Annotated in this window: 16 protein-coding genes; 5 read left to right on the top strand and 11 right to left on the bottom strand. The window is 39.9% G+C overall.

Going from position 1 to position 13226, the window contains the following annotated elements; genetic code table 11:
- Positions 1-805: 805 nt before the first annotated feature.
- The 4 genes from JCM19055_RS16730 to JCM19055_RS16715 form a co-directional block, all read right to left on the bottom strand.
- Positions 806-1720: a 3-hydroxyacyl-CoA dehydrogenase family protein gene (locus JCM19055_RS16730; RefSeq protein WP_265182288.1), complete on the bottom strand. Its 915-nt coding sequence runs from the start codon at positions 1718-1720 to the stop codon at positions 806-808.
- Positions 1721-1794: 74 nt separating this feature from the next.
- Entirely contained in the window at positions 1795-2577 is a 783-nt protein-coding gene (locus tag JCM19055_RS16725) for a 3-hydroxybutyrate dehydrogenase (protein ID WP_042360538.1), read from the bottom strand.
- Between the two features lie 30 nt (positions 2578-2607).
- The gene (locus tag JCM19055_RS16720) at positions 2608-3927 is read right to left on the bottom strand and encodes a GntP family permease (protein ID WP_152549942.1); all 1320 of its coding nucleotides are present in this window, start codon (positions 3925-3927) and stop codon (positions 2608-2610) included.
- Between the two features lie 145 nt (positions 3928-4072).
- A complete protein-coding gene (locus tag JCM19055_RS16715) occupies positions 4073-5485 on the bottom strand; it encodes a sigma-54-dependent Fis family transcriptional regulator (protein WP_265182282.1) in 1413 nt (470 codons plus the stop codon).
- 159 nt (positions 5486-5644) lie between these two features.
- Between JCM19055_RS16715 and JCM19055_RS26610 the strand changes: the two genes are divergently transcribed.
- Positions 5645-5929, top strand: a complete 285-nt coding sequence (locus JCM19055_RS26610; protein WP_042360528.1) for a DUF5316 family protein — start codon at positions 5645-5647, stop codon at positions 5927-5929.
- A 71-nt stretch (positions 5930-6000) separates the two neighbouring features.
- Here JCM19055_RS26610 and JCM19055_RS30165 read toward each other — a convergent pair whose 3' ends face one another.
- The 3 genes from JCM19055_RS30165 to JCM19055_RS16700 form a co-directional block, all read right to left on the bottom strand.
- Complete coding sequence (locus JCM19055_RS30165) at positions 6001-6267, bottom strand: DUF2188 domain-containing protein (RefSeq protein WP_265182287.1); 267 nt, start codon at positions 6265-6267, stop codon at positions 6001-6003.
- On the bottom strand, positions 6183-6452 hold the full coding sequence (locus JCM19055_RS30160; protein ID WP_265182281.1) for a DUF2188 domain-containing protein: 270 nt from the start codon (positions 6450-6452) through the stop codon (positions 6183-6185). The genes JCM19055_RS30165 and JCM19055_RS30160 overlap by 85 nt, the downstream gene beginning before the upstream one ends.
- A 123-nt stretch (positions 6453-6575) precedes the next feature.
- Positions 6576-7043 (bottom strand): hypothetical protein, encoded by a 468-nt coding sequence (locus JCM19055_RS16700; RefSeq protein ID WP_042360526.1) that lies wholly within the window; start codon positions 7041-7043, stop codon positions 6576-6578.
- Positions 7044-7774: 731 nt separating this feature from the next.
- Here JCM19055_RS16700 and JCM19055_RS16695 point away from each other — a divergent pair.
- From JCM19055_RS16695 to JCM19055_RS16685, 4 genes are all read left to right on the top strand, one after another.
- Entirely contained in the window at positions 7775-8065 is a 291-nt protein-coding gene (locus JCM19055_RS16695; protein WP_152549939.1) for a hypothetical protein, read from the top strand.
- A 163-nt stretch (positions 8066-8228) separates the two neighbouring features.
- On the top strand, positions 8229-8567 hold the full coding sequence (locus JCM19055_RS32105; RefSeq protein WP_370543190.1) for an ATP-binding protein: 339 nt from the start codon (positions 8229-8231) through the stop codon (positions 8565-8567).
- An 8-nt stretch (positions 8568-8575) separates the two neighbouring features.
- Positions 8576-8809: an ATP-binding protein gene (locus JCM19055_RS32100; RefSeq protein ID WP_370543189.1), complete on the top strand. Its 234-nt coding sequence runs from the start codon at positions 8576-8578 to the stop codon at positions 8807-8809.
- Between the two features lie 411 nt (positions 8810-9220).
- Positions 9221-9535, top strand: coding sequence for a hypothetical protein (locus tag JCM19055_RS16685; protein ID WP_042360524.1), 315 nt, complete (start codon positions 9221-9223; stop codon positions 9533-9535).
- A gap of 41 nt (positions 9536-9576) precedes the next feature.
- On the opposite strand, the gene JCM19055_RS16680 is transcribed toward JCM19055_RS16685, so the two are convergent.
- From JCM19055_RS16680 to JCM19055_RS16665, 4 genes are all read right to left on the bottom strand, one after another.
- Positions 9577-10014, bottom strand: coding sequence for a hypothetical protein (locus JCM19055_RS16680; RefSeq protein ID WP_370543191.1), 438 nt, complete (start codon positions 10012-10014; stop codon positions 9577-9579).
- Positions 10005-10709: an AAA family ATPase gene (locus JCM19055_RS16675; RefSeq protein ID WP_042360522.1), complete on the bottom strand. Its 705-nt coding sequence runs from the start codon at positions 10707-10709 to the stop codon at positions 10005-10007. The genes JCM19055_RS16680 and JCM19055_RS16675 overlap by 10 nt, the downstream gene beginning before the upstream one ends.
- Positions 10702-11514 carry a DUF6414 family protein gene (locus JCM19055_RS16670; protein WP_042360521.1) on the bottom strand — a complete coding sequence of 271 codons (813 nt, stop codon included), beginning with the start codon at positions 11512-11514 and terminating at the stop codon, positions 10702-10704. The genes JCM19055_RS16675 and JCM19055_RS16670 overlap by 8 nt, the downstream gene beginning before the upstream one ends.
- 933 nt (positions 11515-12447) lie before the next feature.
- Positions 12448-13035, bottom strand: a complete 588-nt coding sequence (locus JCM19055_RS16665; RefSeq protein ID WP_042360535.1) for a GNAT family N-acetyltransferase — start codon at positions 13033-13035, stop codon at positions 12448-12450.
- Positions 13036-13226: the final 191 nt, after the last annotated feature.

Genomic DNA, 13226 nt, shown 5'->3' with positions numbered 1-13226 from the left:
ACTCGCCCCTTTTTCCGCAGGCGTCACCGCCTTCCGTTCCAATCAAGTATGTTCGTTAAAAGAATAGTTCATTGACGCACAAAGGTCATAAAAATAAAAAACCCAAAAAAAGCGGTGTTATTCATGATTCAGCGTCATCCGTCTCCTCCACGTAATGAGTATGCTGACCTTTACGATGTAGTTGTTCCAACAGACCATAATTAAGAATAATGAGTAACTTATTGATTTTTCGTTCACATATGAGGAACTAGAATCAACGTAAATATTGACTTACTTGCGTTCCGTCATCGTCTCCCTACGAATGATTAAATACTTACTGTTAAAGATTATCTATCCGTTGTCTGACGTTAACCTTGTCGATCGAAATATGATATGTCGTTTAAGTATTTTCTAGAGATGGCACCGGAGGAGGCGGTGATTCATCGCCAAGAACCATGAACTCAAGCACCAACTCGAGTAAGAAACCGCCCAATCCTCAGGTCTTTTAAATATAGTGATAAACATCCATTTTTTTTAATTACTTTGGTCTTTCAGTAGCAAAACGCTGTTTTTCAGCGGTCTCTTTTCGTGACGCTGAGTTTTTGAGCGAATCAAACATACTTTCAAAGAGAGAAGCGGCTCCTGCGGCTATGCTTGCCGCGGGCGCCTTGCCACAAAAATCCACTTTTTCATACAAACTCTATTTGTAAAAGCAAATTAAACAGATTGTCTAAGCAATACAATCAGTTCATCCACTTTGAATTCCTATGGTGTGACAGCAGAGGTCTTTTGAAACCCTAATCACCCTGTTTAGGAAGCTCTTCATTTACGTTGATTGTTTTAGTTTTCCTAAATGCATAAGATATTGATCTCGCTCCACTAAGCGGTCTTGAATGATATCGCTCGAATACGAATAAATGCCTTCGGTTGTCTTCGTACCGAGGTTCCCTTCATCAATCGCCGTTTGGATGAAATCAGGGACTTTCGTGTTTTCGGATAGCGTAGGTGCTAAGTTCTCAACGACACTTTTCCAAATGTCCAACCCACCAAAATCAGCCGTCTCAAGCGGCCCAGCAAATCCCCAACGGAATCCAGGACCATCCGTTACTGCAAGATCAATACTTCTAGCGTCCGCAACGCCTTCTTCTAGAAGATAAAACGCTTCTCTTACTAACGCTGCTTGCAGTCGATTAGCAACAAACCCAGGAATGTCTTTATTAAGTAAGATTGGGCTCTTACCAATCTGCTTCATGAACGCCATCGTTTCATCCACAACATGCTCTGTCGTTTGAGCTCCTTTAACGACTTCAACGAGCGGCACAAACTGTGCAGGATTAAAGAAATGGGTAACGACAAATCGCTCCGGGTGCTTTGCCCCTTCCGTCAGGTCTTTCATTGAAAACGTTGATGTGTTTGAGGCAATCACAGTCTCCTTTGAGACGAGCGATTCAAGTGAGCGATACAATCCATGTTTTAGCTCCAACTTCTCCGAGATTGCCTCAATGACAAGCTCAGTACCTTGAACGGACGCTTCCAAATTTGTAGACATATCAAGAAACGTAAGTGCTTCTTCTTTCTCTTGCACACCGAGTACTTGTTCATCCACTTGCATCGTTAAATTGCTTTCAATTAATGACTTCGCTTTCACTAACGATTCTTCATTGATATCAAACAACACAACCGGTACCTTTGCCTGAGCCACGCGTTGTGCGATCCCATGTCCCATTACGCCAGAACCGATGACCGTAACTTTTTTTCATTGTATTACTCTCCTCTTATCGTGAAGAAACGGTCAGCAAGCTGACCGTTTCAACATTATTGAACTGTATAGCCTCCATCAATGGCATTGGCTTGGCCTGTAATGCCTTTCGACTGTTCTCGCGCTAAGAATAACGCGTAATGTGCAATCTCTTCGGTCTCAAGGAGACGCTTTTGCGGAATTAATGGGTAGAAGACGTCTTCTAATACTTGCTCTTCACTCACATTCCGTTCCTCTGAAAGATCATTCAACTGCTTTTGGACAAGGTCGGTACGAACATAGCCTGGGCAAAGTGCATTGACTGTAATGCCGTGAGCCGCCCCTTCTAGAGCGGACACCTTCGTCAAACCGATTAAGCCGTGCTTTGCACTGTTGTATGCTGATTTTCCTGCATAGCCAATGAGACCGTTAATGGACGCCATGTTAATCACACGGCCGTATTGTTGTTCCTTCATGATTGAAAACACTTCTTTAATCAAGCGGAACGGCCCAGTCAACATAATGTCGATCATGCGTTCAAACGTCTCCGTTGGGAAGTCTTCTACTGGAGACACGTACTGCATACCGGCATTGTTCACGAGGATGTCTAATTGACCGTATTGCTCCATCGTTTGTGCGACTGCTCGTTTAATGTCTTCTTCACTTTGCACGTTGCACACAACACCGATCACGTCGTGACCGGCATTTTCAAATTCAGTTACTCGTGTCTTGATTGCGTCTTCGTTCATATCACTAAGCACGACTTTCGCTCCTGCTTGTGCATAAGTTCTCGCAATCTCTAATCCTAATCCGTTTGCAGCCCCTGTAATAAAGGCTACACGTCCTTGTAATTCTGTCATCACTGTCACGTCTCTTTCTTTCTATATTTCTTAGATTCCTAGTCCTAATGAGAATAAGAAGATGGCTAAGATTACACCAATTACTGGTACGAGTACGGTTACCATCGCAAGTGGACCATATGCCACACGGTGTGACTCACCACAAATCGCTCGAATCGTCGTTACAACGTACCCACCGTGAGGAAGTGTATCGAGTGCACCTGATGAAATCGCAACAACACGGTGAAGTGCTTCAGGATTGACTCCTGCATCCAAGTAATGAGGAGCAATGAGTGGCAAGGCAATTTGTTGACCACCTGAAGAGGATCCTGTCAGACCCGCGATAATTCCGACGGCTACAGCCGCACCAACTAGTGGGCTACCTTCATAACCCGTAACAATATCAACAGCTGCAGAAAACGCAGGTGTCGCTTGTGCAACAGCACCGAAACCAACAACTGCTGCCGTATTTGTAATCGCAAGAAGTGCACCGATTGTTCCTTTAGAAGCAGAACCCCATACATCCGTTAAGTATTTACGGTTTAAAATCCACGTAGCAAAAATACCACTCGCCAAAGCAATAATTAATGCTGAGTGCTCAAGTGTATCGTGGAACAAAAATGAAATGACGAGCACGACAACTAATGGAATGGCTGATAAAAATGGATTTGGTAAATCTTCATTCGTCGGTTCAGGATCGCCAGGGCGCTCATCAAACGCTTCACCCTTTTTAACCGCACGGTTGATCATCCATTTGAGTAAGTAATAACCAAAGAAAATCATAAAGATTGCAACAATCAAACTTACTTCCCAACCTGCATACGGTGATGTGCCAAGAAAAGGCATCGGAATCCAGTTTTGGATTTCTGGAGATCCCGCAGACGTCATCGTAAACGTTACAGAACCAAATGCAAGCGTTGCCGGAATAAATCGTCTCGGTAAGTTCGCTTGACGGAACAAGCTAAGCGCCAAAGGAAAGACAGAGAAACCAACAACGAACAAGCTTACACCACCATATGTTAAGATGGCACACGCTGCGACAATCGCGGCAATAGCATACTTTACACCAAGCTTATCGACAACAAACTTCGAAACACTATCCGCCGCTCTGGCATCTTCCATAACTTTTCCAAACATTGAACCAAGCAAGAACATTAAGAACCACTGACCAACAAAGTTCGAAAATCCAGTCATATAGTTTCCTACAAGGTTCGGATCCCCTTCTGCTACCAATTGCGGGAACAGTGGAATACCATTTAATACAGCCATGAACAATGCACACAATGGCGTTGAAATTAATAAATTCCAGCCACGCATCGTGAGAACGATCAACAGCGTTAATCCCCCAATTAAACCGATTAAGCTAAAAATCACCTTAAACCCTCCTAAAACTTCTTTTGTAAGCGATTACATTATTTATTGCAAGAAGTGTGCCAATATTTAGAGGTCGATGTGACAAGGTTTTACCGTAAACGACTCTACTTTTTCTTCCTCAAATCCGGAAAGCGTTCCATTTTTACGGAATATCGTACTTGGAACGCTTTGCATAAAAACTAGATTTCCCGATTCCTAATCGTTTTGCTGCACGTTGTGCATCGCCATCTTCATGCTTCAACGCTTCTTCAATTCGTTCACGCTCGACACGTTCAATCGTCTCTTGAAGTGACTCATCATTTGCGACCGATTCAGTAAGCGCGAATGAAAAGTCGATATCACCAGACTCAATCCATTCATCTTCCTTGCGAATCATGGCTCGCTCAAGTACATTTCGTAATTCTCGAATGTTCCCTGGCCACTCGTGTTTCTTAAGCTTCCCTTCCGCTTGAGTTGTCAGACCCGCTACGTCAATTCCCATCTCTCGTTCTAACTCTCGCAATAGAGAATGAGCAAGTGTTCCGAAATCTTCGAGACGTTCACGCAAAGGAGGAATTCGTAGCGGCATGACATAAAGACGATAATATAAATCCGCTCGGAAACTTCCTTGTTTCACAAGTGCTTCAAGGGGCCGGTTCGTAGCGGCAATAATTCGAACGTCAACCGCTTCTGGCGCCACGCCTCCAATCGGTTCAATCTCCTTTTCTTGCAGCACGCGAAGCAACTTGACTTGCATCGCAAGTGGCATCTCACTCACCTCATCAAGAAATAACGTGCCACGATGCGCTAATGCAATTTTTCCAACTTTGCCACTTTGCTTCGCTCCAGTAAACGAGCCTTCTTTATAACCGAATAACTCCGACTCGAACAATGACTCTGGGATCGCCGCACAATGAAGTCGCACGAAAGGCCCGTTCGCGCGCCGACTCTCACGATGAATCGCATGGGCAAACAACTCTTTCCCTGTCCCACTCTCCCCTTCGATTAGAATCGTCGTATCCGTTTTAGCCGCTTTTTTGGCCATCTTTCTCGTCTTGACGATTTTGTCATCTTGACCTGCAATTTGCTGGAACGCATATTTAGCTTTTAACTGTTCATGTGGTGTATCAAATAACGAAGACTGCTTGATGAGTTCTTGGAATTGCGAATTCATTTTAAACAAATCATCAAGATCTTGGAACATGATCTTCCCAACAACCGCAACGACTTCTCCGTCCAACACGATTGGAATTCGATTCGCAATCATCTGATGACCATTAATCTCTTGCACGTTCGCCACTTCTGGGTAGCCCGTTTTGGCTACAAGATGCATTCTCGTATTCTCTACAACTTCCGTCACGTGCTTGCCACGCACGTCATCTGGAACTTTATTTATAAAAGACGCATACGTCTCATTCACCGAAATGATATAACCGTCAGGGTCTACGACGATAATGCCTTCATAGGAATGTTCTAATGCCGTTTGGTATAAAGACAATTCTTTTTGCAATTGTTCGTTTTTCATTCCAAGTTGTCGCATAAGCTGGTGTACCCAGCCATTGGTCGTTATGTTCATCGCGTTCCCTCCCTCACTCATTATAATCAGCTTCTGTCATAAACGGCTACCGTAAAATCAGTGATCGCAACCCTTACAGTCTTTCTTCTTATTTTAACTCGTTTAAGCATACCCCTTCAGCGGGAATATTAAGAGTAAATGGAAAGGAATGGTAGGAACATGAAATCCTTCTTACTCGGTTTTCTTTTACTCATCGTTGCTTTTCTAACCTCATGGCTAATTACCTCTGCAGAACTCTTCCTCATCATCACAGCAATCATAGGCGTCGGCGGCCTACTCGTCTCTGGATTACTTCTAGGAACCTTTCAATGGAGAAACGATCCGAATCACTTTCAAGAAGATCAATCGACCCGTAACACGAAATCCTCCTGGGCAACATCGCTTTTTCTATTTACTTTTCCCCATTTAATCGCCGCGTTTGTCGGTTTATATCTCTATGTATAGCAATAGGCACGACAAAAAAGGTCACAACGATGGTGGTGACCTTTTCACTTTTAAAACAGATATCTAAGTGACTACTTCTCATAATTGATTTTCTCTTCAACCGTATCGTCTTTGCGATGGATAATTAACTGAGTTTGCTTGTTGTTCGCAATCTCCTTTGCTCGCTTCACTGCATCTTCTTTCTTATTGAACACGTAGGCAGGCTGTTTCGCTCCTTCAGTTTGGACGACCCAGTTACCTTCCTCGTTAGCTGTTACAAATAAAGGACGATCGAGTAACTCTGGCCTGTTTGACGATGTTGTACTGCTCGGAGAGGTCGTTGCATGTTGTAAAAAAATCTTCTCGTTCCTTTTTTTGTTGCGTTGGAAACCCATTCTTTTGCTTGGGAGGTTGCAATTGGAATCGCTTCACCTTCATCGTAGCCATCTTGAACAAGCGCATTGCTAATTTCAATCGCCTTCTTGCGCACCGCTTTATCAAGATTCTTGAGTGATGACGGGTAATTGTCCATTGTCCAAGGCATACGGCTCACTCCTTTATCAATTTGCGATAGGGTCACGTTTAAAACAACGATGGTTTTATAAATTAAAGAAGACCTTAAGAACATCATCACGTTCTCAAAGCCCTCAGCACCCATCCGTACAATTTATAGCTGTTTGTCACTATACCGTTCTAAGATCTGCCTTGCCGTCTGTTCGTTTTGAAGAATCTTAAAGTACTTGTTCAAGAGATCGTTACAAATTTCTTCGCCAGTCGTTTCAGAGATATAGCGGTCTTCACTACGATCTGGGTCATAATACAGCACATCTTTAAAAATTCTGTTCTCATCAACCGTCACAATAACATCGATGTATTTCGCATTCAACGGTTCCTCGTGATCTTCAATTCTTAACTTAATTGAAATCGAACGCCTCACAGGGATTTCGATGTTCCAACTACCAATGTCTTTATCTTGATTAAAATACAAATCATCATCCGCAAATTCTAAGAAGAAACTAAGCTCCTCTTCCAGCTCATTACAATAGTTGTCAATCAAATCAACCGCCTGCATCAAAGCAATTCTTCGACGATAATACTTATTTAACTCTCGTTTAATGCTTTCTTTAGCATCCATGACCTTCCTGCACCTCAATTCAATCGCAGCTTCTGCTTCTTCTAGAGCAATACCCTTTATTGAGGAAATTCATGCAGAATTTTGTATTTCAGTCATATGGTATGAGTGGGTTGTTGACCTCATCCTTACCATTGTTGAGTTGGTCTATAACCGCAATAGAGTACATTGCACAAGGTGCATTCTATTGCGGTTTTTTATTTTTATAAATGCAATAAAATTACTTTAGAAACCATAAAATACTTAAGAGTGTGATCAAGAACCCTTCAGTTTATTACTGAGGGGTTCTTATGTAATTGATTCAGAATTAAAACCGACGTATGGTTTTAATTCTGAATGCTTATAGGGAACGATCTTAGGATCAAAATATATTAATGGAAGATTATTAAGTATATCGGTTTTTATGGTAGCTGTTTTACCAGAGTCTCCGTCAGTATTACTCTCAGCAAAGTCTTCCTCCCTAAGATGCCCACATTTAACCTCCCAAATTGAAACAGTATCACCTCTATTATTTTTATCGAAATTACCTTGAGAATCAGTTAGAACATATCTAAAAGTTAGATAATAACCTGACTTACCTTTTGATAGATGACCTTTCGGTTTATTTTTTTCTAATGCTATTTTTATTTCAACACCCCTACCTTCTCCATTTTTTTAATTAAGTCAGGAAAAGCATGGGATCTATTTCTGATATAAATATCATTTGAATTTTCTGCTATACCGGCCCCTAAACGGTGAACATACAAGAAGAGTCGTTGAAGGCGACATTTCAATCCTATTCCGTTGAGCGTCAAGCGCAAAAGGTTTGTATGGGAATGATTAAGCTTTCGGAACGTCATTCTTTGAAACGGTTCGAAGATGCCTGCCAACAAGCACTGCTCTATTCTCCTGTGCCAAAATTAAACAGCATTAAGACGATTCTAAAACATGGGACGGAAGCAATCATCCAGCAAGCCAATGAAAAACCGTCCAGCTCCCACAGCTTCACTAGAGGTGCAAACTATTTTGGAGGGAAAAGATCATGACAAATGACAATACAATCACAAAATTAAATGAGATGAGACTCACTGCGATGGCGGAAACTTATATGAATCAGCTTTCAAATACGGATTACTAAAACCTATCTTTTGAAGACCGATTTAATTTACTCGTCAACGTTGAATATTCGAAGCGAAAAAAAACAATAAATTGGACCACCTCATCAAGAACGCTGATTTCCGTTACAATCATTCTTGCGTGGAAGATATTGAATATCATCCCGACCGAAAGCTCGATAAGTCAATGATCCTCCGTTTGTCCGAGTGCCAATACATCCAAGACAACCGTAACCTTATCCTATTAGGGGCATCCGGGAATGGGAAATCTTACTTGGCCAGTGTAATGGGCGTTTCTGCTTGCCGAAAAATGTATAAAGTGAAATACATTCGGCTTCCTGATTTGTTAGAAGAACTAGTTGCGGCACTAAATAACGGAACATTCAAAAAAAGTCATCAAAAAAATACAAAAAGGTTGATTTACTCATTTTAGATGAATGGTTGTTATCCCCTTTAGAAGGCATTCAAGAAAGAGATCTCCTTGAAATCATTGAGAGCAGACATCAAACAGCTTCTACCATCTTCTGCTCCCAGTTCTCACCAGAAGGATGGTATGAACGAATTGGAGAGTCTACCCTTGCGGATGCGATCATGGACCGCATTGTTCATGATTCTTATACGCTTTTCATTGATGGACAAGTGTCGATGCGAGAACGTCATGGCATTACACAGTAGTGGGTTTGATGGTCAACTGACTGATGAGAAAGGACTCCCACTCATAACAGAGATCGAATAAAACATGACAAAACTGCACGGGCATCGCTGGCTCGATTTTAGGACAACATCATAGAATCGAGCCAGCGAGATGTATTTCCAGTGGTTGGGGTTAACTCCAACCACCGGAAATACATTAAAGACTTCCCCTCCGGTTCCCACTCCGATAAAGTGGTTCACTTTCACCGAGAAGGATGCTTATTTCATCCAAGAAGGTGGCTCCATTTAAACGAAATATACAATTTTCGAAGATTCTGGTATGGACGAGGGAAACACTGAACGTAAAACGATCATGAACAATAATAAAATATTTGTTTTCTCACCCTCTTTTTTCAGTTCTTGAAGCGATCTAAATAGTAGGGAGGGATTGTTATGGGTGAAAAATTATTGTATTTGTTCTATGAGGAAGAGATGGGTGATTATGAAATCATTCAGGCAGTTTTGACCGTGGATTACATGCAAACACATCGTCGATTGGGTAGGTTGTATCTGAAGTTTCTCACCTCTGAGGAGTATGACGAGCAGATAGAGATATTGAGGGAATATGAAAATAAAAATATTGTGCTGAGTAAAGAGGCTCAAGCAGGCTACTGGATTTACATGATTACGAATTGGATTGTTGCAAGGGAAGATATTAAAGTTGGTAACATTGGAAAGAAATTTGACCTTTGGCTTTCTTTTGAGTGAAGATGTAACCCGTTTGTATATACGCAAACGGGTTACATCTTTTAGTCTGTAGTTTTTAATAACTCATCTAGTAGAATTCTAGAAATCTTTCCCTTGATTGTATTATCGATTCCTCTAAAATCCAAATGGTTGTCTTCAACAAAGCGCTCAAGGTCTGTAAGTAAATCTCTAGCATCTATGATCTTTCTGTCATCATCAGAAACAAGGTCATAATAATGATAGTATCTTTTGTTGACAATTTCACGCTTTGCTCCGGAAGACAAAGGTTCATATTTCACATAATCACTAAATCTTGAGACCATTGGAGGGCTGAGACTTTTTGCTATCTCTTGTTTAGATTTATAGTTTGCTGTACAAAGAAATATAGTATTTGTTAAATCGACAATATAGTTTTTATCTTGATAGAAATTCTCATCAAACATCTGTAAGAAAACTGAGTGGAGTTCATAAGGGCATTGGTTGAATTCATCTAGAAGGATGATATTTGATGTTCTTTTTTTTGAAGATCTCTTGCAAGAGAAGGCTCAGATACTTTGCCCCCTGACATATATTTTAGAAACTCATTGTTTTTAAAATTTGATAGTTGAAGCCGAAATACATTATCATCACCAGCACAATGTGAATGAATAGTTTTTGCTGTTTCTGTTTTTCCAACTCCAGGTGGACCGTAAAGCATTACTACAATAGGTTTTTGCTCTTGATTATCTTGAATTAAAGGAAACAGCGGCGTCATTAACTGTTTAATAGCTCTTTCTTGGCCAAGAATAGCTTTATTTAATTCTTCGTATATAGCAGGTATATCTTCCCTGCAAATGGGTCTATGTTTGTGCGTTTCTTCATAAATATCTTGATCATCAAAAGTTTCCTTGAGGTTTTTGATGAGTAAAGTTGGTGCATTTTGTATAAAAATTTTCCCCAGATAATTTCCATCGTATAATCTAGATATTAACTCAGGTAGATTCGGAATTAGGTGTTCAGCTACTGTCGAGAATATATCAGCATTAAAATACAAATCAGCTTTACTGTAATTTTTGATTGTTTGCTCAATATCAGTAATGTATGGTGATTCAAATAAAACATCAGAGAAACTGATAAGATCATTTTCAGAATGCTCTTGGATGATGTAATTAAATCTATGTGTTGGACCTTGGTACAAATATAGCACGCTACTCATTTTTTATACCCGCAATTATTATGTCATAAATCTTAATCTCATTGTTATTTGGATTTGATTGATGGTCTGATTCATGTTCTTCGTTAATTTGATCAGTAGATACAGGCAGAGGGTTTGTTTTGTCATGAGCATCAGGGCTATCCATGCTGAAATCATTTTCAAAACTGAGATCTGTTGCTGAGGCGGTACCTACTTCAATTCCATACAATATCATATTCATTCTTTGTAAATCCTGAAGTTTATAATTGTTACGCAATCCGTCTAAGTTAAACCGGCAGATTAATTGAGTATCTTTTTCACTATTATCGCCATGGTATGTACCTAATAATTCATAGTATCCCTTAGCCTCGAGAAGTACATCATCAAATTTTTGTGGGTCTAACTCTATTTCTCCAGGATTAGTTATAGTACTATTAAGAAGTTTTATAAATGGACTTATTGATTTTAGAAAAGCTGCAGAGTTATTTTCTATAAACAACTTATAATCCTTGATTTCTTTCAAACTCGAAAATTTACCTTTTGCAATTAAGTCAATAAAGTCAGTAAGGATGGTATTGGTGATATTTTTCGTAACTACGTTATTGGAGTCTCTACTTGCACCAGCATGTGCTGACGCGCCAAGCTTAAAGAATTGAAGAAACGATGCAGTGCCACCACCATCGGCTTGAAACCCCATATTTTTAGACTTGTCTATGATATCTTTAATAAGTTTCTCAGTGCGTCCATCATGGTGCATATCCAACATATCTAAAGCAGAAGATTCATCGAAATAGACAATTTTGCTAATGGGCTTAGAAGAAGTCAAACAGACACGCCTTTCATCAAATTAGGTATAGTTTAAAATTTACAATCATATCATAGTATTATAGATACATTAAAAAAAACATTGGATACAAAATGAGAAAGGCGCTGGAAGAGGCAATTTTAAATGCTTATGATCTTTTGTATAAAAAAACGCGATACAGTTATTATGCATAGATTCTTTCGCCAAAATTGAGAGGATCAACATTTACTAAATGACTTAATTTAAACCCGTTAGCTTTTCTAAAGTTTTGTAAAAAAACATCAGCGCCCTGTTTAAGCTTCAACTGGATTTCACTCCACGCACTCATACGGAGTGCGACAAACATGCGCTACATTAGGCTGGTAAATTACTGATTTCAATCCACGCACTCACATGGAGTGCGACAGCGAACTCTGCTTATATTTATACAAAATTCGCTCTTATCAAGGCAAATCAGAATCATAAACTCTAAAATGCCTCCTTCAAGCTCTATCTTTATTACACATTTTATCACAATCTTTAAATTTATCGGTGCGGATCTCCTAGGCTTTTTATGTTCGCCTCACATCCGCACTCGGTCATTGGTCGTTTTTGCATCATTATGCAGCAGGTTAACCCAAACAAATCTATCTAACTTTTAATTACTTTTTCGCACTGCTAAAATTGCACCGATTAGGATGAATAACAAACTAATAGGAAATGTAATTAGTAAAATCACCATTCCTATAATCCCTTGATTCAGATCTTGAAAAGAAAAGAACAAAAATAGAAAAGAACAGTAACCAAAAACCAATAAATAAAGTCCACTAATGACAAAGCTTAAATACGAAGGTTTGGCAATAACAATTGCAATGATGACTGGTATTGAAAATAATGTACCTTAAAATAACGCCTCACTAATTGTTAAGACCACTTTACCAATAGACTTATTCTAATAGCCTATGAAAATCTTTGTTACTCTTGATCAGGATTGATGATTCCATAATGAATTAAATCTTCATATCTACCATCTTTGACCACTTGGTCTTTTAATACACCTTCTTGCTCCATTCCTATTTTTTGCATAATTGCACCTGAAGCCGGGTTTGACTTGAAGAAACGGGCGAATACTTTATGCAACTTCTTTTCTTCGAATGCAAATTCAACCATTGCTCGTGCCGCTTCAGTCCCGTAGCCGTTTCCCCAATGCTCTTCACCGATCCAATAAGCTAGTTCACCATGATTAAATCTTTGATTATTCGATAAAGAAATTGCACCGTACAACGTTCCACTTTCCCGATCTGTAACCGCAAATTCATAGGATCGATTGTCATCGAAATTCTTTTTGTGAGTTTCAATCCATCGCAACGCATCGCTTAAGGCGTATGGATACGGTAAGTACAGTGTGCTCTTGTATATGTTCTTGTTATTACATAAAGCTTGAACAGATTGTGCATCGCTTTTTTCAAAGACTCTTAAATACAATCGGTCTGTACGTATTGTTCTGTTCTGTTTTGTTTGTTGTACTCCATACCGTCTCTCCCTACGTCTTAAAGGTACGATGTAATCGGAACGATCTCGCCAAATCTTCCAACCTTTTTTTGTTTCAATGAATTCAGGTTCATCGAACAACGCTATAATTACGTTGTCAGTATTTGTGTGTAGAGCTATACGATCCATAAACGCTACCATTAAATCTTGCAAGACACCTTGATATCCAAAACCCGGAAGATGGAACCAAAATGCTTCAAAGG

Origin of the sequence: Geomicrobium sp. JCM 19055 (genome assembly GCF_000698185.1) — a bacterium.
Lineage (GTDB): Bacteria > Bacillota > Bacilli > Bacillales > Marinococcaceae > Geomicrobium_A > Geomicrobium_A sediminis.
This window is presented reverse-complemented; position numbering and strand designations above follow the sequence as displayed.